Annotated in this window: 21 protein-coding genes and 1 pseudogene; 18 read left to right on the forward strand and 4 right to left on the reverse strand. The window is 64.4% G+C overall.

Features of this window, described 5'->3' with window-relative positions; all coding sequences use genetic code 11:
• Positions 1–47: 47 nt before the first annotated feature.
• The 4 genes from M529_RS47180 to M529_RS47200 all read left to right on the forward strand — a co-directional run bounded on the left by M529_RS47180 (position 48) and on the right by M529_RS47200 (position 6,352).
• On the forward strand, positions 48–1,379 hold the full coding sequence (locus M529_RS47180) for a M28 family metallopeptidase (protein ID WP_021320144.1): 1,332 nt from the start codon (positions 48–50) through the stop codon (positions 1,377–1,379).
• A 736-nt stretch (positions 1,380–2,115) separates the two neighbouring features.
• On the forward strand, positions 2,116–3,795 hold the full coding sequence (locus M529_RS47190) for an ATP-binding cassette domain-containing protein (RefSeq protein ID WP_031295850.1): 1,680 nt from the start codon (positions 2,116–2,118) through the stop codon (positions 3,793–3,795).
• Positions 3,795–4,859: an efflux RND transporter periplasmic adaptor subunit gene (locus M529_RS47195; RefSeq protein ID WP_031295853.1), complete on the forward strand. Its 1,065-nt coding sequence runs from the start codon at positions 3,795–3,797 to the stop codon at positions 4,857–4,859. The genes M529_RS47190 and M529_RS47195 overlap by 1 nt, the downstream gene beginning before the upstream one ends.
• 98 nt (positions 4,860–4,957) lie before the next feature.
• Entirely contained in the window at positions 4,958–6,352 is a 1,395-nt protein-coding gene (locus tag M529_RS47200; RefSeq protein ID WP_408021352.1) for a TolC family protein, read from the forward strand.
• 44 nt (positions 6,353–6,396) lie between these two features.
• Here the strand turns inward: M529_RS47200 and M529_RS47205 are convergent, their stop codons facing one another.
• The 4 genes and pseudogenes from M529_RS47205 to M529_RS50490 all read right to left on the reverse strand — a co-directional run.
• Positions 6,397–7,854, reverse strand: coding sequence for a GH1 family beta-glucosidase (locus M529_RS47205; protein ID WP_021320149.1), 1,458 nt, complete (start codon positions 7,852–7,854; stop codon positions 6,397–6,399).
• A gap of 13 nt (positions 7,855–7,867) precedes the next feature.
• A complete protein-coding gene (locus M529_RS47210) occupies positions 7,868–10,186 on the reverse strand; it encodes a glycoside hydrolase family 31 protein (protein WP_236617762.1) in 2,319 nt (772 codons plus the stop codon).
• Between the two features lie 79 nt (positions 10,187–10,265).
• Positions 10,266–11,231, reverse strand: coding sequence for an alpha/beta hydrolase (locus M529_RS47215; RefSeq protein ID WP_021320151.1), 966 nt, complete (start codon positions 11,229–11,231; stop codon positions 10,266–10,268).
• A gap of 373 nt (positions 11,232–11,604) precedes the next feature.
• Positions 11,605–12,238 (reverse strand): annotated as a pseudogene (locus M529_RS50490) (TonB-dependent receptor plug domain-containing protein); the annotation flags it as partial.
• Between M529_RS50490 and M529_RS0125315 the strand changes: the two are divergent.
• The 14 genes from M529_RS0125315 to uraH all read left to right on the forward strand — a co-directional run bounded on the left by M529_RS0125315 (position 12,182) and on the right by uraH (position 24,887).
• The gene (locus M529_RS0125315; protein ID WP_031295855.1) at positions 12,182–12,421 is read left to right on the forward strand and encodes a hypothetical protein; all 240 of its coding nucleotides are present in this window, start codon (positions 12,182–12,184) and stop codon (positions 12,419–12,421) included. The pseudogene M529_RS50490 and the gene M529_RS0125315 sit on opposite strands and share 57 nt — an antisense overlap.
• Positions 12,422–12,559: 138 nt before the next feature.
• Complete coding sequence (locus M529_RS47225) at positions 12,560–13,540, forward strand: bile acid:sodium symporter family protein (protein WP_021320154.1); 981 nt, start codon at positions 12,560–12,562, stop codon at positions 13,538–13,540.
• A 1-nt stretch (position 13,541) separates the two neighbouring features.
• Positions 13,542–13,721: an AtzG-like protein gene (locus M529_RS47230; protein WP_021320155.1), complete on the forward strand. Its 180-nt coding sequence runs from the start codon at positions 13,542–13,544 to the stop codon at positions 13,719–13,721.
• Entirely contained in the window at positions 13,718–15,058 is a 1,341-nt protein-coding gene (locus tag M529_RS47235; RefSeq protein WP_031295857.1) for an AtzE family amidohydrolase, read from the forward strand. The genes M529_RS47230 and M529_RS47235 overlap by 4 nt, the downstream gene beginning before the upstream one ends.
• The gene (locus tag M529_RS47240; RefSeq protein ID WP_021320157.1) at positions 15,055–16,425 is read left to right on the forward strand and encodes an NCS2 family permease; all 1,371 of its coding nucleotides are present in this window, start codon (positions 15,055–15,057) and stop codon (positions 16,423–16,425) included. Before M529_RS47235 ends, M529_RS47240 begins: the two co-directional genes overlap by 4 nt.
• Positions 16,422–17,348: a 5'-methylthioadenosine/S-adenosylhomocysteine nucleosidase gene (locus M529_RS47245; protein WP_021320158.1), complete on the forward strand. Its 927-nt coding sequence runs from the start codon at positions 16,422–16,424 to the stop codon at positions 17,346–17,348. Before M529_RS47240 ends, M529_RS47245 begins: the two co-directional genes overlap by 4 nt.
• On the forward strand, positions 17,348–18,931 hold the full coding sequence (locus tag M529_RS47250) for a gamma-glutamyltransferase family protein (protein WP_021320159.1): 1,584 nt from the start codon (positions 17,348–17,350) through the stop codon (positions 18,929–18,931). Before M529_RS47245 ends, M529_RS47250 begins: the two co-directional genes overlap by 1 nt.
• Positions 18,925–20,232 (forward strand): allantoate amidohydrolase, encoded by a 1,308-nt coding sequence (locus M529_RS47255; protein WP_031295859.1) that lies wholly within the window; start codon positions 18,925–18,927, stop codon positions 20,230–20,232. Before M529_RS47250 ends, M529_RS47255 begins: the two co-directional genes overlap by 7 nt.
• Positions 20,233–20,275: 43 nt before the next feature.
• Entirely contained in the window at positions 20,276–21,457 is a 1,182-nt protein-coding gene (locus M529_RS47260; RefSeq protein WP_084491382.1) for a pyridoxal-phosphate-dependent aminotransferase family protein, read from the forward strand.
• Positions 21,454–22,323, forward strand: coding sequence for an allantoinase PuuE (gene puuE / locus M529_RS47265; protein WP_021320162.1), 870 nt, complete (start codon positions 21,454–21,456; stop codon positions 22,321–22,323). The genes M529_RS47260 and puuE overlap by 4 nt, the downstream gene beginning before the upstream one ends.
• The gene (hpxZ, locus tag M529_RS47270; RefSeq protein ID WP_021320163.1) at positions 22,320–22,700 is read left to right on the forward strand and encodes an oxalurate catabolism protein HpxZ; all 381 of its coding nucleotides are present in this window, start codon (positions 22,320–22,322) and stop codon (positions 22,698–22,700) included. Before puuE ends, hpxZ begins: the two co-directional genes overlap by 4 nt.
• Complete coding sequence (gene uraD, locus M529_RS47275; protein WP_021320164.1) at positions 22,697–23,146, forward strand: 2-oxo-4-hydroxy-4-carboxy-5-ureidoimidazoline decarboxylase; 450 nt, start codon at positions 22,697–22,699, stop codon at positions 23,144–23,146. The genes hpxZ and uraD overlap by 4 nt, the downstream gene beginning before the upstream one ends.
• The gene (locus M529_RS47280) at positions 23,143–24,558 is read left to right on the forward strand and encodes an NAD(P)-binding domain-containing protein (RefSeq protein ID WP_021320165.1); all 1,416 of its coding nucleotides are present in this window, start codon (positions 23,143–23,145) and stop codon (positions 24,556–24,558) included. The genes uraD and M529_RS47280 overlap by 4 nt, the downstream gene beginning before the upstream one ends.
• Positions 24,555–24,887, forward strand: coding sequence for a hydroxyisourate hydrolase (gene uraH / locus M529_RS47285; RefSeq protein ID WP_021320166.1), 333 nt, complete (start codon positions 24,555–24,557; stop codon positions 24,885–24,887). The genes M529_RS47280 and uraH overlap by 4 nt, the downstream gene beginning before the upstream one ends.
• Position 24,888: the final 1 nt, after the last annotated feature.

The following is a 24,888-nucleotide window of genomic DNA, read 5'->3' on the forward strand; positions in this document are numbered from 1 at the left end:
ATCGCCTGGCGAAATCGCGCCGAACTCAACGGAACAGGAAAAAGCTGATGCGCTCTTCTTATCTCCCTCTTGCCGCCCTGTCGCTGTCCACCACTGCCCAAGCGCAGGAGATGCCGAGCGCCGCCCGGTTGAAGGCCGACGTCGAGAAGCTGGTCAGCTTCGGTACGCGGCACAGCCTGTCCGACGCAAACGACTCCAAGCGCGGGATCGGCGCGGCGCGGCGCTGGTTCCACAGCGAGCTGGACAAGACCAGCAAGGCGTGCGGCAACTGCATCCAGACATCGATGATCGAGCGCGTCTTTACCAACGAGCGCGCGCCCAAGGGCGCCAACATCGTCGATGTGCTGGGCATCCAGCCGGGCGCCGATCCCAACCGGGTGGTCATCGTGATGGGGCATATCGACAGCCGGGTGACCGACGTCATGAACACGACCTCCGACGCGCCGGGCGCCAATGACGACGGGTCGGGCACGGCACTGGTGCTGGAGGCCGCCCGCATCCTGTCGAAGGAGAAGTTCAACGCGACGATCGTTTATGCCGCGCTTTCTGGCGAGGAGCAGGGCCTGCTGGGCGGTCGGCTGCTGGCGGACACCGCCAAGCAGCGCGGCTGGGTCGTCAGCGCGGTGCTGAACAACGATATCGTCGGCAATACGCGCCGGGCGGACGGCACGGTCGTCGCCGACCGCGTCCGCGTCTTTTCCGAAGGCATCGAGGCGGCCGCGCCGATCGAGACGCAGCTGGCCCGCCGCGCCAGCGGCAGCGAGGACGACAGCCCCTCGCGCACGCTCGCCAAGACCGTCCGCAGCGTGGCCAAGACCATCCCGAACGGTCTCGACGTCCTGGCCGTCCGCCGGCCCGACCGCTTCGGCCGCGGCGGCGATCATACGCCGTTCCTGGAGGCCGGATATCCGGCCGTCCGCTTCTCGGTCGGCATAGAAGATTTCGCCGCCCAGCATCAGGACCTGCGCCCCGGCTTTGGCGACACGGTCGACAAGATGGATTTCCCCTACCTGGCCAAGGTGACGGCGATCAACGTCGCCACGCTCCGCCGCCTTGCCACCGCGCCGGCCGCGCCCGAAACGGTGACCTTGGCCCCGGCCTATACCCCTGGTGCTCCGGGTGAGAGCAATTTCGGGCGCGTCGTGATCGGCGCCAAGGTGAGCTGGAAGCCCGTCGACGGCGCGACCGGCTATCGTGTCTACTGGAAGCGCGCCGACCAGTATGAATGGAGCAACCATGTCGATGTGAGCGGCGCCCAGACCACCGAAACAACGGTGAAGGGCGTGATCGTCGATGACAATTTCCTCGGTGTAGCCGCTCTGGGCGCGAACGGTGCCGAAAGCATCGTCACCTTCGGCGGTATCCCACCGCGTCGTTAGCGCTAGGATCGCGCGGCGTTCGGGAATGGCGAAACGAAAGGGTGACTTTCCCGCCAATCCCATGGCACCTCCCAACGATCCTGCTCCCCGGCCGACGCTTCAATACCCGATGGATCGGCTATCTGGCCTAGCTCAGGGGCAAGGCGCGGTCCAAGCTGCTGTATCTCGCCCCCGCCGTCTTCGACAGCCCGCAGGCTGTGGTGCGCTGGTGCGAAGCGCCGCTCGATGTCAGGCCGAGCTTCCAGTCAGCCTGATCGCGACCGCGGAGGACAATCAGCAGGCCTGTCGAAATCACGCCGCCAGGCGTCGCCAGGAGGCCGATATTGCTACGCACGGGAATAGTCGGTCTGGCTGACGTTCAAATTGCCCTTGAAGCCGTGAACTTGGTGTCGAGGATAAAGTCGACAACGCTCGTGACTGTGTTCGAGCCATGAGCTGGAGGATCGGCGCCGACACATGTGGCACGCGGCTCTCAGCTTGCGCGAAATTGTCATCGCGCACGAACACTGCCAAGATGATCTGTGCGTCCAAGCAAAAAAGGCGCTACGGAAATCCGCGGATTTCAAGCAAAGACGGCGAGGTAAGGCGCCTAACCGCCATCAATGTAACAACTGGCGGTGCCCATCAGATGTTGCATTGCAGCTTTGTGAATTAATGTTTCTCCGGTAACACGATCCCCTTGTTCTGCGTATGGCACTGCATATACCTCCGCTGCGGCATCACCATGAGGTTTATGTTGGCTGGGGAGCATTTGGGTCTGCGGAACGCTGCCGCATGGCTTTCGGAAATTGTCGGGCCGGACAAAGGCTATGTCAATGTGGGCATCGTCTACACGCTGGCGATCACGCTCTTGTCGCTGGCGACGCCGATCTCGGTGCAATTGCTGATCAATTCGGTGGCGCGCACGGCCCTGGTTGCACCGCTTTGGATATTGTCAGGTGTGCTGCTGGTCCTGCTTCTGCTGGTTGCGGGGCTCAGCGCGCTCAGAGTCTATCTGATGGCGATGTTCGAGCGCCGCATATTTGCACGCGTCGTGGCGGAAGTCACTGTCCGTGCCGTCCACGCGCAGAACCCCTTTTTCGCCGACGAGAGCCGCGGCAGCCTGTTCAACCGCTATTTTGACATGGTGGTGGTGCAAAAATCCGTGCCCAGCCTGGTGATCGGCGCCTTCACGATCATCCTTCAGGGCGCGGTAGGCCTCATCGTGACCAGTTTCTACCACCCTTTTTTCCTGGCGTTCAATATCATCCTGGTGGGGGTGTGCCTGCTGATCTGGCTTGTCTGGCGTCATGGCGCGATCACTGGCGCAGTAGGTGTGTCGCATGCCAAGCATGAGGCGGCGCACTGGCTGGAAAGCGTGGGCGCGTCGAACGGCTTCTACAAATCGGCGAGGCACCTGGACTTCGCCATGGATCGATCGGAAGCAGTCACAGCGAGCTATATCCGGGCGCATCGCCAATATTTCCGATACAGCTTCGCCCAGGCTCTTGGCTACTTTCTCGTCTATGCCCTCGCGGCAGCGGCGCTGCTGGCTTTGGGCGGCAACCTGATCCTCGCAGGGCAGCTTTCGATCGGTCAGCTCGTGGCGGCGGAACTGATCATGTCAGGCGTCTTCTACGGCATCTATCAGCTTGGCTGGTATCTTGATACCTTCTATGACTTGGTGGCGAGTTCGGAGGAATTGTCGCAGGTCTTCGCGATCCCGCAGGAAACGGCGGGATTGAGCGGTCAGGCGCCGCCAGACGGCTCCGTACATTTTCGCGGAGTGGTGCTGGAGGGATCCCGCTTCGATTTTGCCATCGGCAGCGGTGAGCAGGCCGTCGTCGTGGCAGAGCCCGGCATCGAAAACCAGATTGCGCTGCTGCTCAAACGCCATGCGAACCCGGAACGGGGACTGCTCTCCATCGGCGGCAGCGAACTCGGCAGTCTCGACATGTATCTGCTGCGGTCTGCCGTCGTGGTGCTCAACCGGCCCACCATCGTTGACGTCACCATCCGCGAATATCTGAACCTGGCGGCGGGCAGCGGCACAGAAGGCTCAAGGATCATGCGGACGCTGGAGATTGTCGGCCTCGCTGCCCGCATCTCCAGCCTGCCCGACGGGCTGGATACGCAGCTGGCCAGTTCGGGTTCGCCGCTCTCCATCGTCGAGGTGATGCAGTTGAAACTCGCCATGGCATTACTGAGTGTGCCGAAGGTTCTCCTGCTGTCCCAACTTTATGACATGATGCCCACGGAACCGCTGCTCGCCACGCTTCGAATATTGCGGGAGCATGGAACCACTGTGCTTCTTTTCACCGGCCGTCCAGAGGCGGTGAACCTTGATTGCTACTATGCGCTGGGCAGGCGCGGCCAGCATCGCTTTGCGGATCAGGCCGAACTGACGCATTTCCTCGCGATGCAGGAGGTGCGATGATGACGATACAGCCAGCACAGCTGACCCATTTTCGTTCCCTCGCCAGTCTGAGGCCGCCCCGCGTAGCCGTGGTCGTCGCCTGGCTAATCCTGCTGGGTGTGGCGATGGCAGTCGCGATCCTCTTCGTACCCTGGCGGCAGACGGCGCAAGGCGGGGGGCAGGTAATCTCGCTTGATCCCGATGATCGGCCGCAACAGGTCACGTCCCTGGTCGAAGGGCGGATCCAGCGCTTTTTCGTACAGGATGGACAACTGGTCAAGGCTGGCGATCCGATCGCCCGGATCGTGGACGTCGATCCCAACTTTCTTGAGCGACTGGCGGCGGAAAAGGCGGAGGTCGAGGCGCAGATCGCCGCGATCGAGCAATCGCGTGCTGTCGCCACAATCGATGTCGGGCGGACTGGGCAGCTTTTTAGCGAAGGGTTGGCTGCGCGTCGGGACTATGAGCAGACGCAGATCAAGGTCGCCGACGCGAACGCCAAGCTTGCGGAGGCGCGCGCCAAGCTCAAGCAGATCGAGGTGCGGCAGCGGCGCCAGTCGGCGCAGATTGTCACGGCCCCGCGCGATGGGCGAGTCCAGGCCTTGAATGCGGAGGCGGGCGGCGCACTGATTTCTGCCGGCACGGCTCTGGCGACGATCGCGCCCGAACGGATTGAGCGCGCCGTCGAGCTATATGTCGACGGCCGTGATATCCCGCTCGTCGAGCCGGGCCGCCCGGTCCGGTTGGAATTTGAGGGCTTTCCCGCCTTCCAGTTCAGTGGCTGGCCGGCCTTTGCCGTAGGCATTTATGACGGACAGGTCCGGTCGGTCGATCCGACGCCGCGGACGGATGGGTTGTTCCGCGTGCTCGTCGAACCCCGACCCGGCACCACGCCCTGGCCCGAGCGTCGCTTCGTGCGGCAGGGGAGCAAAGTGCTCGGCTGGATCCAGGGCTATAATGTCACGGTTGGCTATGAATTATGGCGGCAGCTCAACGACTTTCCGCTCAACTTCGGCCAGGATCGGGTGGCGCAGAAGGAGGAAACCAAGGCCGAAAAAAGCTCGATCGAAAAGAAAAAGAAGTGACGATGCGTGGGATGATCGGAATGGTCGTGTTGCTGGTTGCCCTAACGGTACCCGCCGTCTTGGCGCAGACGCCGGGCGCCGAAAGCAAGGCATCAGCCATGGCGGGGCCGGCGACAGACAGCGCTTTGACTCTGGAAGAGGTGCTGCGATCATCGGCCCGGTCTGCGCCTGACATCATCGCCGCGCTGGCCCGCAATCGTCAGGCCGAGGCGCGCGCGCTGACGGCGCAGGGCGCGTTCGACACCGTCTTCGCGGTGGAGGGACGCAGCCGGGTCGAGGGCTATTATGACGGGTCCGAACTCGCCGGAAAGGCCGAGCAGCCACTCATGGAAAATGGGGGCTCGATCTATGGCCAGTATCGCGTCTCGCGCGGGGACTTTCCGGTCTATGAGGACAAGGCCTATACCAACCGCCTTGGCGAGGTGAAGGTCGGCGCGTTGTATTCGCTGCTCCGTGATCGCCTGATTGACGCGCGGCGATCCGAATATCGGCTGGCCGCCAATGACATCGACATTGCCCGTTTCGAAACTAGGGCGACCGGCATCGGCGTGCAGGCTCGAGCGATAGAGGCCTATCAGAAGTGGGTCGTGGCGGGGCTGAAGCTCAAGGCCTATCAGGCACTGCTGGCGCTGGCGGAAGACCGCACCCGGGGCATTCAGCGCCAGGTTCAACTGGGCGCCAAGCCCGACATTCTACTGACCGAGAATGAGGCCAATTTGGTGCGGCGCCAGGCCTTTGTCGTCGAAGCGCAGCAGGCTTTCCGCGCTGCGGCCGTCAAGCTTTCGCTCTATTACCGCGACGAGCAGGGCGCTCCTCTCGTGGTCAACGAGGCGCGGTTGCCCGCTGACACCAGCGGCTTTGGCAGGCTGAATGTCGATCCGGCCTTCAATCTGGAAGGGCGGCCCGATTTCGCCATTCTGCTGGAGGAGATCGACAAGGCGACGGTCAAGCTGGCGCTGGCGCGTAACGACATGAAGCCGCGGTTGGACCTGACTGGGGAAGTCGCCAAGGATGTCGGGCCGGAAGGGATTGGCGGCTACAGCCGCACGCCACTGGAGATGATCGTGGGCGTAACCTTCAAGATCCCGCTGCAGAACCGCAAGGCCAAGGGCAAGCTGGCGGAGACCCAGGCGAAGATAGACGAGTTAACGGTCAAGCAGCGGTTCCTGGCGGAAAAAATCCGCGCCGAAGTCACGGCGATCGGTATAGAAGTGGACACCGCCCGCCAGCTGGTCGATACGACGGAGCGGGAAAGCGCGCTGGCGCAGCGGCTGGCAAGCGCCGAGCGCCGGCGCTTCGACCTCGGATCAAGCGACTTCTTCCTGGTCAACCAGCGCGAGGAGAGCGCGACGAGCGCCCAGGTCAAGCTGATCGAGGCACATGCCCGCATTGCAGCCGCCCGCGCGGAATTGGCAGCTGTGACGGCCGATGAAGATGCGCTGGGTCTAGACCTTCGTGCGGCGTCCGAGAGGATTGATGGACCACCCGTTTAGCGGTCTTCATCACCCCGGATCGCCACGGACGACAGGAGCTTGCCTCACACCAGCCGGTTGGTCCGTACCAATTCACGATACCAGTCGGCGCTAAGTTTGGGCGTGCGCTTCTGGGTCTTGAAATCGACATGGTGGATACCGAACAGCTTGGTATAGCCATCCTCCCACTCGAAATTGTCCATCAGGCTCCAGACGAAATAGCCTTTGATCGGCAGCCCCTCCCGCGCGGCGCGCTGGAGATGGGTCATATAATTGCGCAGATACATGACCCGGTCGGTGTCATAGACCTTGCCGTCCGCGCTGACCTTGTCGTCGGCTGAGCAGCCATTTTCGGAGATGTAAAGGGCCTTGGGGCGCCACAGTTCGCTGATGGAGCGCAGACCCCAATAGATGACCTCGGGCGTCACATAGAGCCATTTGGAAGGCATGCGCGGCGCCTCGCGGGTCGTCGGCAGGATCGCGTAACCCTGCGGCGAGGACGGATCGGCCCGCACCATCTTGCCGGTATAGACGTTGATCGACAGGAAATCGAGCGGCGCGCCGATCAGCTTCATGTCGCCTTCCTGCACCTTGGGCGCGTCCGCACCCTGCGCGGTCAGATAACTTTCGAGATAGCGGCCCTCCATGATCGCGGTCAGGAACATGGCGTTGCTGTCGCGCACCGCCTTCTTCGCGGCCTCGATATGCTCGGGCGTCTCGATCGCGGGAACGTAGATGGACGGGTTTTCGGCAAGGCCTACCAGGGTCCCGGCCTTTGCGTTGGCGCGGATCGCCTGGACGCCCAGGCCATGCGCCAGCACGCCATAGTGGCGGACCTGGTTCGCCTCCTTCTGCGACAGCTTGAGGCCCGGAGCCTTGCCCCCGACCAGATAGCCGAGATCGGTGAAGCAGACCAGTTCGTTGACCGTCATGAAGTGCTTCACGCGGTCGCTGAGGCGGCCGGCCATGGCGGCAGCATAGTCACCAAAGGCGTAGGCGGTGTCGCGGTTCTGCCAGCCGCCGGGCAGGGCGGCGGGGAGATCCCAGTGGAACATCGTAACGTGCGGGGCGATGCCGGCCTCGAGCAAGCCGTCCACCAGCCGGTTATAATAGTCGACACCCTTCTGGTTCGGCTTGCCGCGGCCTTCGGGGAAGATGCGCGACCAGGCGATCGAAAAGCGGTAGGCCTTGACGCCGAGCGCCTTCAGCAACGCAATGTCCTCGGGATAGCGATGATAGCTGTCGCAGGCGACGTCGCCGGTGGCGCCGTTCGCCACCCTGCCGGGGGTGTGGGAGAAGACATCCCACACGGTTGGGCCGCGTCCGTCCTCCTTCGCCGCTCCCTCGATCTGGTAGGAGGCGGTGGCGCAGCCCCAGAGGAAGCCGGGTGGGAAGGTGAGATCGCCTGCGGCTGCTCTGGTTCCGTCAACCTGCGTCTGCGCCGGCGCCATCCCTCCCAAAGTCGATCCGAGCGCTGCCGCCCCCAGTCCAAGTCCCAGTTCGCGGCGGCTAACCCCGGTCATGTCTCTCTCTCCTTCATTGGCCGACGATCCGGACGAGGCCGGTCAGAGCCTGCCCGGTCGGCAATCTGCTCCTGCTGGTGAGTTGGCGAGTCCGGTCGTCCCAGACGAGTTCCGCCTTCATCCCGCTCTTGCGATAGGCGTTCGTCGTGCCGTCATCGTCGTAGAGGGTGAAGCGCCCGTTCGCCCCCGGATAGACGCGGATGCTCTCCAGCGCCTGCTTCTCGGCAGTACTTCTGACCGCCACGCCCATCGGTACGATCGACCCCGCCCGCACGAACAGCGGCATCCGGTTGATCGGCGCATCGACCTCGACTGTCTGACCGCCCTCGAACCGCTGGTCGGTCCAGTAATCATACCAGGCGGTTCCGGCCGGCAGATAAACCGTCCGTTTCGTTTGACCCTGCTCGGTGACTGGCGCCACGAGAAACGCAGGCCCGAACATATATTGGTCGCCGATCGTCGCCACCTTCGGGTCTTTCGGGAAGTCCATGAACAGCGCTCGCATGAACGGCGCGCCGCTTTCATAGGTCCGCCGCCCCATGGCATAAAGATAGGGCATCAACGCGTAGCGCAGCCGTAGCCATTCGGCGAGGATCGGTTCGGCGGCCGCTCCATATTCCCACAGCGCCGTGCCCGGCCGCTGGCCGTGAATGCGCAGTGTCGGCGTAAAGACGCTATACTGGAACCAGCGGACGAACAGTTCGGGATAATCGGGATAGTCCGCGTCCATCGCCGTCGCGCCCGCCGGATCAACGAGTACCGGCCGCTGCGCCTTCGGCCCCTTGGGCCATTGCCAGCCGCCAATGTCGCTGCCCCAATAAGCAAGGCCCGATGCGGTGAAGTTGAGGCCGGTCGGCACCTGCCGCTTCAACGCATCCCAAGTCGCATGCACGTCCGACGACCAGAACAGGCTCCCGGTCCGCTGCGATCCTATATAGGCGGCGCGAGCCAGGATCATGTTCCGGAAATCCGGCCGGTCGCGCGCTGAGCCGTCCGCGACGCCCGAGGTATGCACCAGCGGGTAGAGATTGTGGTAGCGGTCGCCCGACCCGCGCGCATACCAGTAGCCATCGGGGATCAGGTCCGGCTCGGTCTCATCCAGCCATAACCAGTCGAAGCCCTGGGACAGGATATTGTCGCGCACCGTGCCCCAGAACCATTGCCGCGCCTCCGGGTTGGTGCTGTCGAGTAGCGCGCCGGCCCGGTCGTAGCGCATCGGCAGCCCGTCGATCGGGTTGCCTTCCTTGTCGTGCAGCAGAAAGCCCTTGGTCGCCAGCATGTCGAAATAGCGAGATTCGCGTTCGAAGCGCGGCCAGACGCTGATGATGGATCGCATCCCCATGGATTTGAGCGTGTCGTTCATCCCCTTAGGGTCCGGGAAATAGGTGCGATCGATGTCGATCTGCCCCATGCGGGTCCAGTAGAACCAGTCGAGCACCATGATGTCGAGCGGCAGGCCCCGCTGACGATATCCGTTGGCGATGCCGAGCAGTTCCTGCTGGCTTTCGTAGCGCGCCTTGCTCTGGATGAGGCCGAAGCCCGCCTTGGGCGGCAGCGGCGTCTCGCCGGTGAGCTTGGCATAACCGGCGTAGAGCTCGTCCGTTGTTTTGCCGGTTATGACGAAGAAGGACACGCGCTCGCCGACCTGGCTCTGCCAGCGCGTCGTGGAATGAAGGCCCGGCCAGACCAGTGTGCGTGCGGGATTGTCCCAAACGATGCCATAGCCCTTGTTCGTAACCATGAAGGGGACGCACACGGTCTCGCCAGCGGGAGCGTCATAATAGTGCTGGCAGTCGATCTGGCGACCGCGCAGGTCGAGCGACCCTTCCTGGTTTTGACCGAGGCCATAATAATGCTCGTCAGCGGGGGAGGCGAAGGTCGCGCCGACCTTGAACGTCTTTTCGCCATTGACGGTAACGGGGGCCATTTCCCAGCCGGTCATCTTCGTCAGCAGCGTACCGTTTGCATCCTGCACCGACATGCTGACCGGCGGTAGCGCGGACGCGAAATAACGTTCCATCTGGCTGGGTGCTTTGGGCCAGGGCTTTGCATCCACCGTGAGGGTGAGGGCGGGCGACGAGAAGATATCGCCGCTCGCATCGGTTCGATGGACCCAACCGGAGGCATCCGCCTTGGCGATCGGCCCGTCGCCGGGCGGGGCTTCCGCCAGCGCCTTGTCCAACGCGATCGTCACGCGAACGATGTTGGGCGCATAGGGTTCGATCGCCACGCGGCTACCATGCCTGTCGAGCAATGACATCGGCTCGGCCAGAGCGGGCGGGGTGCTGGAAAGGCACACAATCGCTACCGCGGTCATCCTGAACCCTGCCATTCCGTCGCTCCCTGTGAGACCCATGCGTTCCGATGTTGCCGGTCAGTGCGCGGCGCGCCAGTGCGCCGAAAGTCGTAGATCAGACGGAGGTGACGCCATGACCAGCGGCGAAAGTGGCGAACAGCTCGGGCCAGATGGCGCCCTGCTTCGTCCTGGGCAGCTTGACGCCGAACCCATGACCGCCATCCTCGAACATGTGCAGCGCCACGGGGCGCTTTGCTGCCTCCATCGCCCGGAACAGAGCAAGCGCGTTGGCCGGCGGCACCAGCGTATCGTCGGTCGCATGGAAGATGAAAATGGGCGTGGTCCGCGTATCAACCCGGCGATCGACCGAATAGGCACGGCGCATCGCTGGGGACGCGCCCGTTCCCAGCAGGTTGTCGCGAGACCCGGCATGGGTGAAGGGCTCCTCCAAGCTGACCACCGGATAGCCGAGGCCCGCAACGTCCGGGCGCGCCGGCTGCGAGTCAGCAGCATCGACGGGATCATAGACGGTTTCGGCATGCCGCGTCGCCAGCGATCCCGCCAGATGTCCGCCGGCTGAAAAGCCCAGGACGCCGACCCGGCCGGGATCGACGCCGAAGCTGCGCGCCCGCGCTCGGATCAGCCGCATCGCGCGTTGCGCATCCTGCAGGGGCACGTCCTGCCGCCGGTTCCAGCCTTCGGCGGGCAGGCGGTAGAGCAGGATGAAGGCGGTGATCCCACGGGCATTGAGCCATTCAGCTTGGCTCGTCCCCTCATTGTCGTAGGAGAGGAACTCATAGCCGCCGCCGGGAATGGCTAGCATCGCCGCGCCATTGGGACGGGCAGGGCGGCGCATCACCATCATCGGCCGGTCGATGCCACGGATCCAGCGATCGGGATGTGCGGGATCTTCGTGCCGCCGTTCGATCGAGCGGACGATCTTTGCATCGGTCTTGCCCGGCGGCGGCCCCGGCCACAGATCAATGACCTCATCGGCCGCCACCGTCTGCGCTTCTGCAACATACGGCAGAGTGGCCAGACCAGCGCCGATCAGCGCCGAACGACGATCCATATCCTTCATTGCCCATCCTCTTTCAAACGCCGTATGCGCATGGGGGGCGCAAGCGGCCCCAAGCCGATTTTGGAAAAATGTATGAGTATTAGGCCGGGCGCAAGGGGCGAAGCCGCGCGCTATCATCACGATTGCCCAACTGCCCATGATCCGCGCGCGAACCAGAGCCGCGGGCCGACCTTGTACTGGCCCTGATCCTCGCCGACGCCGGTGAAGACCGACGAACGGTAATTGGCGTTGAGATTGGCGACGAAGCCCGGACCGAATTGCGTGTTGATGCCGCTCGACAGGGTCCAGCGCGGCGCATAGGGGAATTGGGTGTCGGTGAGTTCGACCGTGCTGCTTGCCCCTTCGGGCAGGACGAAGTCGGTGAATTTGGTGTGGACATGGCCGACAGGCCTTGGGCCAACGGATAGCTGAGGTTGAAGACAGCCAGATCGTTGTCGATCTTGCCCCGGCTCGGCTGGTCGCCGGTGGCTATGCGATGGTGGAAATAATTGGGCGCATCGGTGCGGGCATATTCGTAGAGATAGCCGCCGTCGCGCCGCACGCGGTTATAGCTGGCGACCGCCTCAAGCCCAGGGATAGCCTTGGGCGTCCATTTGATCTTGCCGCGCAGATTGAGCGATTCCAGCGCATCGCTATATTCGTCACGGGTGACGTTATAGATGAGGCGGCGATCATTGCGGCGCTCAGCCGATAGTCGTACGCCCAGCTCATCCTCGATGATCGGGCCGCCAAACGCCGCCGAAAAGGTGCGATCGTCATATTCGGTCCACAGCACGCGCGCATCGCCGCCCCAGCGGGTCAGCGAGGGATCCTTGCTGGTGATGACGATGCCGCCGGCTAGGGCGTTGAGGCCCTGAATGGTCGACTGCGGCCCGCCAGCACTTCCACCCGCTGCACGTCCCACAAGTCGGTAGACCGCCATAGAGAACCCATCTGGGGACCGGCGCGCCATCGACATAGACGCTGGCGGCGTCCGCCTGTCCGCCTGCGCCGACGCCGTTATTGCTGCAGGGGTGGAGCGAATGCGGGTCGATCTTGGTCTTGAGACTGATCGGGGAAGGCGCTTTGCAATCTGGTCGCTGCTGTTCCTTCTGGGATCGGCGCCGGACCTGGAAACCGCATTCGAGAATCCTGCCGACCGTGAGGCGGCGCGCAACTTCATGGATATGATGGAAGAAGCGAAGCCATGATGACGGCCGATCATTGCCCTCCTGATGGTGCATCCTTTTCCGACGGCATCCCAGGGACGACAAGCGCTCATTTTTGCAACGATCCGTGCCGATCATTGCGTTGGATCGATAGGGGTGAAACAGGCATCAGGATCACGCATGCGCGCGATCCGCTTTATCCCGTCCCTTGATCCGTTTCTGCTGTTTCTGATAGCGACAGTAGCGACGGCGTCCTTCCTGCCCGTCCGGGGCATGGCGGCAGCGTGGATCGGGCTGATCGCCGATCTGGCGATCGTCCTGCTGTTTTTCTTGCATGGCGCAAAGCTGTCCCGCGACGCGATCATGCAGGGCATCGGCAACTGGCGACTGCATCTGCTGGTGTTCGGATCCACCTATATCCTGTTCCCGACGATTGGTCTGGGCGCAGTCGGCCTGTCGGGCCGGTGGATCGATCCACTATTGCTGTCGGGCTTGCTCTATCTGACACTATTGCCTTCTACCGTACAATCGTCGATCGCTTTCACCGCGATCGCCGGCGGCAATGTCGCTGCCGCGGTGTGCAGCGCTTCGCTTTCCAACCTGGTCGGCATCCTGCTGACGCCGCTGCTGGTCAGCCTGTTGATGACTACGAGCGGAAGCGGCGTGCAGATGAGCTGGCATTCGATCGAGGCCATCCTGTTGCAACTGTTGCTGCCATTCGTCGCGGGCCACTTGCTGCGTCCGTTGATCGGCGGCTTCGTGACCCGTAACAAGGGGATCCTGCAAATTGTCGATCGCGGATCGATCCTGCTGGTCGTCTATTCCGCCTTCAGCGCGGCGGTGGTGAACGGCATCTGGCTGATGTTGGGATGGCGGGATATGGCGGCGTTACTGATTCTGAGCGCCCTCATATTGGCGATCGTCATGGGCGCTAATGTGCTGGTGGCCAGGCTTCTGAAGATGCCGCGAGAGGACGCGATCGTACTGCTCTTTTGCGGCTCCAAGAAAAGCCTGGTCTCGGGCGTGCCGATGGCAGGCGCCCTGTTCGCGCCGGCCAGCGTCGGGATGATCGTGCTGCCGCTGATGGTCTTCCACCAGTTGCAGCTATTCGTCTGCGCCGCGCTGGCCGCGCGCTATCGCCGTCAAATGGAGGCGGGCTGACATGAGCGAAGCGATGCGCGTGCCGGCCATTCCCCTGACCGACAAAGACGTCCTCGCCGTGGCGGCGATGCTCGATTTGCCGATCCTTCCGGCCTGTATGCCGGGCGTGCTGGCCAATCTGGCGCTGCTTGATCGCCATGCCCGCATTCTCCTGGCGGAGGGGGACGCAGAATGCGCATGACGTCCGCCACCGCCATTGCCCAAGCCGTTCGTTCCCGCGAGGTGACGGCCCAGGCCGTTCTGGAGCAATGCCTGGCCGGGCTAGAGCGGGAAGGGGGGCGGCTGGTCGCCGTCACCCGCGTGCTCGCAGACCGCGCCCGCCGCGACGCAGCCGCCATCGACGCGGTCGTCGCGGCCGGTGGCGATCCGGGGCCGCTGGCGGCGGTACCCTATGGCGTCAAGGACCTGTTCGATGTGGAGGGTTTGCCCACCACGGCCGGCTCCGGCCTCTACGCGGACGCTCCGCCGGCGACGGCCGATGCGGACGCGATCGTGAAGCTGCGGAAGGCGGGCGCGGTGCTGGTAGCGACGCTCAACATGGACGAGTTCGCCTATGGCTTCGCGACGATCAACGCGCATCATGGCACGACGCGCAATCCCCATGACCTGGATCGGCTGGCGGGCGGATCGTCGGGTGGATCGGCGGCGATCGTCGCGGCCGGATTGCTGCCCTTCTCGCTCGGCTCCGATACCAATGGGTCCGTGCGGGTGCCCGCCAGCCTCACCGGCATCTATGGTCTGAAGCCCACCCATGGCGGCCTGCCGATGGGCGGCGTCTTCCCCTTCGCGCACAGTTTCGACGATGTCGGACCTTTCACCCTGTCGATCCAGGACATGCAATGCGTGTGGAGCGTGCTGACAGGCAAGAGTTTCGCGCCCCCCACGCGCGCGCCTCGCATCGCAAGACTGGGCGGTCGGTTCCGCGACAATGCCGATCCTGAGCAGATCGACGCGATCGACGCAATCGCGCCCAGTGCGTCTCTGGTCGAACTGCCCGACATCGGCGCGGCGCGATCGGCAGCGTTTCTGATCACAGCGTCGGAGGGCGGGGCGTTGCATCGCGCGGCGTTGGCGCGGGATCCGATGGCGTTCGATCCCGCTACCCGCGATCGCCTAATCGCCGGCGCGCTGCTGCCGCCCAAACTCTATGCGGCCGCGCAGGACTTCAAGACGCGCTACCGGCGACGGATTGACGCGCTGATCGCCGACTATGATGTACTGCTCGCGCCGGCGACACCCTGCGTCGCGCCGCCGATAGCCGATCCCAGAGTCCTGATCGATGGGGTTTGGTCGCCGGCCCGCGCGGACCTCGGCATCCACAGCCAGCCGATCAGTTTCACCGGCCTGCCCTCGCTATGCGTCCCGCTGCACCGGCCAGACCAACTGCCGATCGGCATCCAGTTGATCGGGAAGGCGGGCGACGAAGACACATTATTCCGCTTTGCCGTGATGCTGGAAGAAGAGGGGCGGATCGGCGTAACATCGCCGACGGGTTTGTTTCAGGGGGATTCATTATGACAGATGTCGTTTCGCCGGGCGTGGCGGCGACTGCGCTGCCGCCGACCAGTCGCGTCGACCGCTATTTCGCCCTGACTGAGCGCGGCACGACAACCCGCACGGAGATATTGGCGGGCGTCACCACCTTCCTCACCATGGCCTATATCGTGCTGGTCAATCCGTCGATCCTGAGCGCGGCGGGGATGCCGGTCGCGTCGGTGGCGGCGGCGACCTGCTTTGCCGCCGCCTTCGCCTCCATTCTGATGGGCCTGGTCGCCAACACGCCGCTGGCGCTGGCGCCGGGAATGGGCCTCAACGCCTATTTCGCCTTCACTGTCGTCGGTCAGATGGGGGTGCCTTGGCCGGTGGCGCTGGGATGCGTGTTCATTTCCGGCCTCGCCTTCCTGATTTTGACGCTGACCGGCGTGCGGCAGATGATTGTTGCGGTGATCCCGCCTTATCTGTTCGCGGCGGTGGCGGGGGGCATCGGCCTGTTTATCGGTTTCATCGGCCTCAAGAACGCCGGCATCATCGCCGCCAATCCGGCAACCTTCGTGGCGCTGGGTGACCTCAAGGCGCCGGGCGCGGCGCTGGCCCTGCTGGGGCTAGCGGTGATCGGCGCGCTCAGCGTCTGGAATGTGCGCGGCGCGATGCTGTTCGGCATCGTTGGCACCACCATCGTCGGCTGGTTGACCGGGCAAGTGTCGGTCAATCCTGCGCCCTATGACCTGTCCGCGCTCACCGGCACGGCGTTCAAGCTCGACCTGCCCGGCGTGCTCGGGCTGACCGGGACGCACGGCATCGGCCTTGTAGAAATCCTGTTCGTTTTCCTGTTCGTCGATCTGTTCGACAATATCGGCACTTTGGTCGCCGTCACCAAGCGCGCCGGCCTGATGGACGCGGCGGGCCGCATCCCAGGCCTCAACCGCATCCTGATCACGGACGCGGTTGCGACCATGGTGGGATCGATCGCGGGCACCAGCACCGTCACTTCCTATGTCGAAAGCGCAGCGGGCGTGCAGGCCGGCGGGCGCACGGGCCTGACCGCCGTGGTCACCGGCATCCTGTTCCTGGCGACGATGTTCGTCGCGCCCTACGCGCAGATCGTGCCCCTGGCGGCTACCGCCCCGGCCCTGATCATCGTCGGCGGGCTGATGCTGCTGCCCTTGACAGAGATCGAGTGGGAAGACCCGATGGCGGCGATCCCCGCCTTCCTCACCGTCGCGATGATCCCGCTGACCTTCTCCATCGCCAACGGCCTCGCCTTCGGCATCACCGCCCATGCGGCACTGAAACTGATCCGCGGCCGGGCGACGAGGACCGACTGGTTCCTGTTCCTTCTTGCCGGACTGTTCGTCGTCCGCTTCGTCTGGATGTCCGCCGCATGATCCGTTTTTTCACCTTTGCCTTCCTCTCCTTCTTCGCCGCGCCGGCTTTCGCCCAGAAGCTGGACGATACGCCGCGCACGGTGGTGATGACGGCTTACCGGCCGGAGTGGAATGCGCTGGTCGCCCATGTCGAGCAGCCGCAGGAGCACAAGATCAATGGCATGACACTGCTAACGGGAACGATGTCGGGCAAGCCGGTCATCCTGATGATGAGCGGAGTGTCAATCGTGAACGCGGCGATGAACAGCCAGATCGTCATCGATCGTTTCGCGGTGAAGCGCATCGTTTTTTCCGGCATCGCCGGCGGCGTCGATCCGGCGTTGTCGATCGGCGACGTGATCGTGGCGGACAGTTGGGGCCAGTATCTGGAGGCGAGCTTCGCCCGGCGCACCAGGACCGGCTATGTCCCGCCCGAAAATGCCGGGCCGGACGCGCCCGCCAACTGGAACTTCATCTTCCCGCGCGGCACCACGGTCGGCAACGAGACGACACCGGCACGGCGCTTCTTCCGCTTCGCCGTTGATCCCGCGCTGCTGGACATCGCCCGAAAAGTTGTGCCCGCTCTGAAGTTGGAGCGCTGCGTCCCTCATCATCCCGAAGCATTGCCCGGATCCGCGCTGTGCCTGCCGAAATCGCCGAAGATCGTCATCGGCGGCACCGGGGTATCGGCGGGCATCTTCGCCGACAATGCGGCCTTTCGCCAATATCTGCGCAAGGCCTGGGGCGCGCGCCTGCTGGACATGGAGAGCGCGGCGGTGGCGCAGGTCGCCTATGCCAATCGCGTGCCGGCCATCTTCTTCCGCAGCCTTTCCGACCTTGCCGGCGGCGACGCCACCAAGAATATGGAGGATACCTTCGAACATCTGGCTTCGGTGAACAGCGCGCATGTCGTGCGCGCCTATGTCGCGGCCTTGCCGGACTGATGGCGATGCGGACCGTTTCCGGCCGAGGCGGTATGGCGACCGCACCCCATCATCTGGCAGCAACGGCCGGGTGCGACGTGCTGCGCGACGGCGGCAATGCGGTCGAAGCCTGCGTGGCGATAGCTGCGACGCTGGCCGTGGTCTATCCGCATATGACGGGAATAGGCGGCGACGGCTTCTGGCTCATCGCCGAGCCGGACGGGCATGTGCATGGCATCCATGGCTGCGGCGGTGCGGCGATCAAGGCGGACCTCTCCCTCTATGCAGGGATGGCCGCCGTGCCGACGCGCGGCCCGCTGGCGGCGAACACCGTCGCGGGGACCATATCCGGCTGGGAAGCGGCATTGGCGGGGAGCGACGGAACGATGCCGCTCGATCGCCTGCTGCTCGACGCCATCGGCCATGCCAGGGCGGGGGTGGCGGTGACGAAGGGCGGCGCGGGCATCGCGGCGGCCAAGGGCGGTGAGTTGCGGGTGCAGCCAGGCGACTATGGGGCGACCTTCGAGCCGGAAGGGCGCCCTCTGGTCGAAGGCGACATATTGAAACAGCCCGCGCTCGCCGACACGCTGGAGAGGCTGGCGATTGATGGCTTGGCGAGCTTCTACACCGGCGCTCTGGCTGCCGATATCGCCGCCGATCTCGAAGCACTAGGCAGCCCTGTGTCCGCCGCCGATCTCGCGGCGCACGCCGCTACGCGCCCCGCCCCCCTCCATGTTCCGATCAGGGGCGCGACCCTCTACAACAGCGCGCCGCCTACCCAGGGTTTCGCCTCGCTGCTCATCCTCGCCCTGTTCGACCGGCTGGGCGCGGAGAGTGTCGATGCCTTCGACCATGTCCATGGGCTGGTCGAGGCGACCAAGCAGGCCTTTCTGCTGCGTGATCGTCATGTCGGCGATCAGGCCTTCCACGATTATGATTATCAGGGTCTCTTGGATGATGGCAGCGCGCTCGACAGCCTGGCCGCGAAGATCGATCCGGTGCAGGCACTGCCATGGCCGCAGCTGCCGCAATGGGGCGACACCTGCTGGTTCGCGGCGGCGGACGGCGAGGGCCGGGTCGTCAGCTGCATCCAGTCCACCTATTTCGAATTCGGCTCCGGCGTCGTGCTGCCCAGGACCGGCATCACCTGGCAGAACAGAGGCTCCAGCTTCCGCCTCGCGCCGGGCGGCTGGAACGCGCTCAAGCCCGGCCGCAAGCCATTCCACACCCTCAACCCCGCGCTCGTCAGGTTCGATGACGGCCGGGTCATGGCCTATGGCACGATGGGCGGCGAAGGCCAGCCGCAGACGCAGGCGGCGCTCTTCAGCCGCTACGCCTGCTTCGGCGTCGACCTGCAACAGGCGATCAGCGGACCACGCTGGCTGCTCGGCCGCACCTGGGGCGAGGAGAGCACCACGCTGAAGCTGGAAGACGGATTCGATGACCAACTGTATGCCGACCTCGCCAACGCCGGCCATGATGTCGAGCGAGTTGGGCCGCTAACCGCGACCATGGGCCATGCCGGCGCGATCGTGCGCCATTGCGATGGCAGGCTGGACGGCGCGACTGATCCTCGAAGCGACGGCGCGGTGGCGACATGGTAAGCGGGGGCACCCGAGCTGTGGCGCGCTGCGACGCGCTGGGCGTCGCGCCCTATAGCGATATGGAGGGCGGTTTGTTCCGCGCCTATCTTACGCCCGCTTATGCGGCGGCGCAGGGGAGACTTGCGGAGTGGATGAGGGCGGCGGGCATGAGCGTCCGGGTCGATCCGGCCGCCAACCTGATCGGGCGATATGAAGGCATGAATGGCGATGCCCCTGCGCTGCTGATCGGCAGCCATCTGGACAGCGTGAAGGATGGCGGGCGCTATGACGGGCCGCTCGGCATCATGCTGGGCGTGGAAGCGGTGGATACGCTGCACCGCGTGGGAAAGCGGATGCCCTTCCCGATCGAGGTGATCGCCTTCGGCGACGAAGAAGGATCGCGCTTCCCCGCCGCCATGCTGACCAGCCGGGCGGTGGCGGGTGTGCTGAAGGCGGAGGCGCTGGAGGTCGTGGATGGCGAAGGGGTGACGCTGGAAGATGCCCTCTCCCTCCATTGTCATGCCAGCGGAGGCTGGCATCTCTGTTCCCCTACCATGCACGAAGAAAAAGAGATGCCAGCCTTCGCTGGCGTGACGCAATTTCTGGAAGCGCGCCGTGCAGCCCCGCTCGCCTATCTCGAAGCCCATATCGAGCAAGGCCCGGTCCTAGAAGCGGAGAGTCTCGCCGTCGGAACCGTCACCGGCATCGCCGCGCAATTGCGCTATCAGGCGGTCGTCACCGGCCAAGCCAACCATGCCGGAACCACCACCATGCCGCTCCGTCGCGATGCGCTGGCCGGCGCGGCGGAGATGCTGCTGGCGATTGAGCGGATCGCGAAGGACGACGCCTCCGATCTCGTCGCCACAGTCGGCCGGATCGAGGCGCTGCCCGGCGCGCCCAACGTCATCCCCGGCGCGGCGCGCTTCACCATCGACATCCGCTCTGGCGATCCCGGTCGCCGCGATGGCGTGGCCCGGCACATGCTCGCCGCGCTTGACGGAATCGCCATCGCGCGCGGGCTGATGCTTTCGGTTGAACTCGTTCACGACCTGCCGGCCAGCCCCTGCGCACCTGCTCTCATGGATATAATGGACGCGGCCCTCGCCAACGCGGGCCAGCCGCCATTCCGGCTCGTGTCCGGTGCCGGCCATGACGCCATGGTGATGGCCGCGCTCTGCCCGACCGCCATGCTGTTCATCCGATGCAAGGATGGTGTCAGCCACAACCCCGCCGAGCATGTCGATCCCGCCGACGCCGAAATCGCGCTACAGGTGATGCTGGGCTTCATCGATCGACTGGGAGATAGCTTTGCCGCAGACTGACCTCACCTTTTTCGGCGAGATCGATCCGCCCCAGCGCCTGCTGATGGGGCCAGGCCCCGTCAACGCGCATCCCCGCGTCCTGCGCGCCATGTCGGCGGACCTTCTGGGCCAGTTCGATCCCGAGATGACCGGCTATATGAACCAGGTCATGTCGCTCTACCGGCCTATCTTCGGAACCGAAAATCGATGGACCATGCTGGTGGACGGCACGGCGCGCGCAGCTATAGAGGCGTCGCTCGTCAGTCTGGTCACCCCTGGCGACACCGTGCTGGTGGTCAATTTCGGCCGCTTCGGCCTCCTGCTCCAGGAGATATTGGCGCGGGTCGGCGCGATCATCGAAACGGTGGACGCGCCTTGGGGAGAAACGGTTCCCCTCGATTCTATCGCCTCCGCCATTGAACGTACCGCACCGAAGATCGTCGCCACCATTCATGGTGACACCTCGACGACGATGGCGCAGCCGCTCGACGGGCTGGGCGAGCTTGTCGACGCGGCTGGCGCCCTGCTCTATGTTGATGCCACCGCCACTATCGGCGGCATGGAACTGACGAGTGACCGCTGGGGCGCGGATATCGTGACGGGCGGCCTCCAGAAATGTCTTGGTGGCCCCTCCGGCTCGGCACCGATCACTATCTCGACCGCCGCCGCCGACCATATCTTCACCCGGCGTCATGTCGAGGCCGGCATCCGGGCGGCGGGCACCACGGATGGCGCAGGGCCGCGCATCGGTTCCAACTATTTCGACCTCGCCATGATCATGGATTATTGGAGCGAGAAGCGTCTCAACCATCATACCGAGGCAACATCGATGCTCTACGCCGCGCGGGAATGCGCCCGGATCATGCTGGGGGAAGGGATGGAGGCTCGCTATGCCCGGCATGCGAGCGCCGGCCGTGCGATGACGGCGGGACTACGCGCTATGGGCCTGACCCTGTTCGGCGCCGACGCGACGCGCATGACCAACGTGACCGGGGTCTATATCCCTGACGGCGTTGATGGCGAGCGCATCCGTACGATGATGCGCGAGGCATTCGAGATCGAGATCGGCACGGCCTTCGGTCCGCTCGCCGGCAAGATCTGGCGCATCGGTGCCATGGGGTACAATGCTGCCCGGCATAAGGTACTGATCACGCTCGGCGCGCTGGAAGCCTGCCTGCGGCGCGAGGGGTTCAGCCTACCGGCGGGCGCGGCGGTGGACGCGGCGATGGAGGCCTGGGAGGGATGAGCCGCGACCTCACTGGCTATGGCGCTACCCCGCCAGATCCGCGCTGGCCCGGCGGCGCGCGAGTCGCCGTGCAGTTCGTCATCAACTATGAGGAGGGGGCGGAAAACTCCGTCCTCAACGGCGACGAGCGGTCGGAAGCCTTCCTGTCCGAAATGGTCGGCGCCGCCAGCCACCCAGATCGTGCCATGGCGATGGAGAGCCTATACGAATATGGCAGCCGCGCCGGCTTCTGGCGGCTGCACCGGCTTTTCGCCGAGCGTGGACTGCCGGTGACCGTCTTCGGCGTGGCGATGGCGATGGCGATGAATCCAGAAGCGGTCGAGGCGATGCGAAACGCCGACTGGGAGATCGCAAGCCACGGTTACCGGTGGATCGACTATCAATATGTTCCCGAAGATGTGGAGCGCGACCATATCGCGCAGGCGATCGCGCTCCATGAAAAGCTGACCGGCGCGCGCCCGCTCGGCTGGTATCAGGGCCGCACGTCCCCCAACACCGCGCGGCTGGTGCGGGAAGAAGGCGGCTTTCTCTACGACGCGGACAGCTATGCCGACGATCTGCCTTATTACAGCCAGGGCCAGTTGATCGTCCCCTACACGCTCGATGCGAACGACATGAAGATCGTCGCCTATAACGGCTTTACCGAGGGCGAGCAGTTCTTCCGATATCTGCGCGACACGTTCGACCAGTTGCGCGAGGAGGGCGGTCGCATGATGTCGGTCGGCCTGCACGGCCGCATCGCCGGACGGCCAGGCCGCGCCCGCGCCCTTGCGCGCTTCCTCGATCATGTCATCGCCAGCGGCGACGCCTGGGTCGCGCGCCGCATCGACATTGCCCGCCACTGGATGAAGGTCCACCCCGCATGACTATCGACGATCCGATCCTGCTCAAGGAAGTCACCGACGCTTTCCACGAATATGAGCGTGCGCTGATGGAGGACGACGTACCGGCGATGGACCGGCTGTTCCACGACGCGCCGACCACCAATCGCTATGGCGTAGGCGAAGTGCTGTACGGGATCGAGGAGATACGCGAATTTCGGAAGGGCCGCGGCGGATCGCCGCAGCGCAAATTGGGGAAAGTCGCGATCACTGTCTATGGCGACTCCTTCGCGACCGCGGACGCCGAATTCTTCCGCGAAAATAGCGATCGGCGCGGCCGTCAGACGCAAAGTTGGGTCAAGTTTCCGGACGGCTGGAAAGTGGTTTCCGCCCATGTGTCCCTCGAAGGGAATACGCATTGACGGCCTTGTTTGAACATAGCCCCTGGGTCGAGGCGCGCGCCGATGCGCTGCCTTCATCCGGCGACCGCCATGCCGACTTGATGGCGGTGCTTCATGCGGCCACGCCCGATGAGCAGCTGGCGCTGATCCGCGCGCATCCCGAACTGGCGGGCAAGGCGGCGATTGATCGCACCCTGACCGACGCCTCCGCCGCCGAGCAGGCGTCCGCCGGGCTGGACCGCCTCACGCCGGACGAGTTTGCGCGCTTCCACGAACTCAACGCCGCCTATCGCGACCGTTTCGGCTTTCCCTTCATCATCTGCGTGCGGCTGACCGACAAGGCGGGGATATTGGCGGCGATGGAGGCCCGCCTGTCACATGATCGCGACAGCGAAATCGCGACTGCGCTAGCCCAGATCGGGGAGATCGTGCGGCTCAGGCTCAAGGACAGGGAGGCGCAGGAATGATTGGCCTCGCCGCGCTCGAAGCGGAGCTTACCCGCCAGCTCTCGCTCATCGGCTTTGGCGGCGCGGACTGGACGCGGCCGCGCGCTCATCCGCAAGGCCATGTGTTTGACGTCATCATCGTCGGCGGCGGGCAGAGCGGCCTCGCCGCAGCCTTCGGTTTGCTGCGCGAGCGTGTTTCCAACATCCTGATCATCGACGAAAACCCGACAGGCTATGAAGGCCCCTGGGAAACCTATGCGCGGATGATCACGCTGCGCACGCCCAAGGAACTCAATCCGATCGATTTCGGCGTTCCCGCACTCGCCTATCGGGCCTGGTGGGAAGCGCAGCATGGTCCCGCCGGCTGGGAAGCGGTGGACAAGATCGCGCGCGGCGACTGGATGGAATATCTGCGCTGGTATCGGCGGGTGCTGGCGCTGCCGGTGCGCAACGACACCCGCCTGAACGCGATCGAGCCTGTCGGAGACGGCCTCCACAAGCTGCATGTCGAAGGGCAAGCCGCGCTGCTGGCTCGCAAGGTCATCCTGGCGACCGGCATCCAGGGAGGCGGCGAATGGCACACGCCGGACATGGTCAAGCATGCGCTGCCCCGACATCTTTATGCCCATACCAGCGAGCCGGTCGATTATGCCTCCATGGCCGGCAAGACGATCGGCATATTGGGTGGCGGCGCGTCAGCCTTCGACAATGCCAATGCCGCGTTGACACTCGGTGTCAGCGAAGTGCATGTCTTCATCCGCCGCAAAGTCCTGCCGCGCATCAATCCGATCCGCTTCATGGAGCGCGTCGGTTTCACCGGCCGCTATCCGGTACTGTCGGACACGGAAAAATATGCGGTGATGGTGAGCTTCCTGGGCCACAATCAGCCGCCGACCAACGACACGTTCGAGCGCGCGGCGAGCTGGCCCGGATTCGACCTGCATATGGGGTCGCCCTGGACGGGGGTGGAGCATGTCGACGGCAAAGTGCGGGTGACGACGCCGAACTCCACGCATGATTTCGATTTCGTGCTTCTTTCGACCGGGCTGGTCAGCGATCCGGCCCTGCGTCCGGAACTTGCCGGCCTTTCGCGCCATATCGCGCGGTGGGCCGACCGCTTCGCGCCAGCGGGCGAAAGGAACGCCCTGATCGACGCGCATCCCTATCTCGGCCCCGGTTTCGAACTGCTGCCGCGCACGCCGGAAGGCGAAGCCCTGCTGCACGGCCTGTTCGCCTTCAACTACTCCGCGCTCATCAGCCTTGGCCTTTCGGCCTCGGCTCTTTCGGGCCTCCAGACCGCTTTGCCTCGTCTGGTACGCGGGGTCACCGACCAGTTGTTCCTCGACGACCGCGACATGTTGATCGCGGACCTGATCGCCTATGACGAGGCCGAATTTGTCGGTGAGTGGCCGCGCAGGGAGGCAGCGGCATGAGCAGGCTTTCCACCCATGTCCTCGACACCGCCCATGGCTGTCCCGCGGCAGGCATGACCTTGCGGTTGCTCGACATCAACCATGCGCCGCTATTTACCGGCGTGACCGATGCCGACGGTCGCTGCCCCGGCCTGCCTGCGCTTGGCCCTGGCCGCTATGCGCTCAGCTTCGCGGTCGCCGACTATTTCCGGGAGCATGGCGTTGATCTGCCCGATCCGCCCTTCCTTGGCGTCGTTACGATTGACTTCGGCATTGCTGACGATGGCGGTCATTATCATGTGCCGCTGCTCGTTTCGCCTTTTTCCTACTCCACCTATCGGGGGAGTTGAG

This window comes from Sphingobium ummariense RL-3, assembly GCF_000447205.1.
Classification (GTDB): Bacteria; Pseudomonadota; Alphaproteobacteria; order Sphingomonadales; family Sphingomonadaceae; genus Sphingobium; species Sphingobium ummariense.

Bases quoted from the DNA above. Each gene is read 5' to 3' on its own strand.
- M529_RS47200 (WP_408021352.1), top strand. From the start codon at position 4,958: ATGGCGGGGCCGGCGACAGACAGCGCTTTGACTCTGGAAGAGGTGCTG.
- M529_RS47230 (WP_021320155.1), top strand. From the start codon at position 13,542: ATGAGCGAAGCGATGCGCGTGCCGGCCATTCCCCTGACCGACAAAGAC.
- M529_RS47180 (WP_021320144.1), top strand. From the start codon at position 48: ATGCGCTCTTCTTATCTCCCTCTTGCCGCCCTGTCGCTGTCCACCACT.
- M529_RS47245 (WP_021320158.1), top strand. From the start codon at position 16,422: ATGATCCGTTTTTTCACCTTTGCCTTCCTCTCCTTCTTCGCCGCGCCG.
- M529_RS47205 (WP_021320149.1), bottom strand. From the start codon at position 7,854: ATGACCGGGGTTAGCCGCCGCGAACTGGGACTTGGACTGGGGGCGGCA.
- uraH (WP_021320166.1), top strand. From the start codon at position 24,555: ATGAGCAGGCTTTCCACCCATGTCCTCGACACCGCCCATGGCTGTCCC.
- M529_RS47260 (WP_084491382.1), top strand. From the start codon at position 20,276: ATGGGGCCAGGCCCCGTCAACGCGCATCCCCGCGTCCTGCGCGCCATG.
- M529_RS47225 (WP_021320154.1), top strand. From the start codon at position 12,560: ATGCGCGCGATCCGCTTTATCCCGTCCCTTGATCCGTTTCTGCTGTTT.
- M529_RS47195 (WP_031295853.1), top strand. From the start codon at position 3,795: ATGACGATACAGCCAGCACAGCTGACCCATTTTCGTTCCCTCGCCAGT.
- M529_RS47215 (WP_021320151.1), bottom strand. From the start codon at position 11,231: ATGAAGGATATGGATCGTCGTTCGGCGCTGATCGGCGCTGGTCTGGCC.
- puuE (WP_021320162.1), top strand. From the start codon at position 21,454: ATGAGCCGCGACCTCACTGGCTATGGCGCTACCCCGCCAGATCCGCGC.
- M529_RS47280 (WP_021320165.1), top strand. From the start codon at position 23,143: ATGATTGGCCTCGCCGCGCTCGAAGCGGAGCTTACCCGCCAGCTCTCG.
- M529_RS47210 (WP_236617762.1), bottom strand. From the start codon at position 10,186: ATGGCAGGGTTCAGGATGACCGCGGTAGCGATTGTGTGCCTTTCCAGC.
- M529_RS47255 (WP_031295859.1), top strand. From the start codon at position 18,925: ATGGTAAGCGGGGGCACCCGAGCTGTGGCGCGCTGCGACGCGCTGGGC.
- M529_RS47235 (WP_031295857.1), top strand. From the start codon at position 13,718: ATGACGTCCGCCACCGCCATTGCCCAAGCCGTTCGTTCCCGCGAGGTG.
- M529_RS47250 (WP_021320159.1), top strand. From the start codon at position 17,348: ATGGCGATGCGGACCGTTTCCGGCCGAGGCGGTATGGCGACCGCACCC.
- M529_RS47240 (WP_021320157.1), top strand. From the start codon at position 15,055: ATGACAGATGTCGTTTCGCCGGGCGTGGCGGCGACTGCGCTGCCGCCG.
- hpxZ (WP_021320163.1), top strand. From the start codon at position 22,320: ATGACTATCGACGATCCGATCCTGCTCAAGGAAGTCACCGACGCTTTC.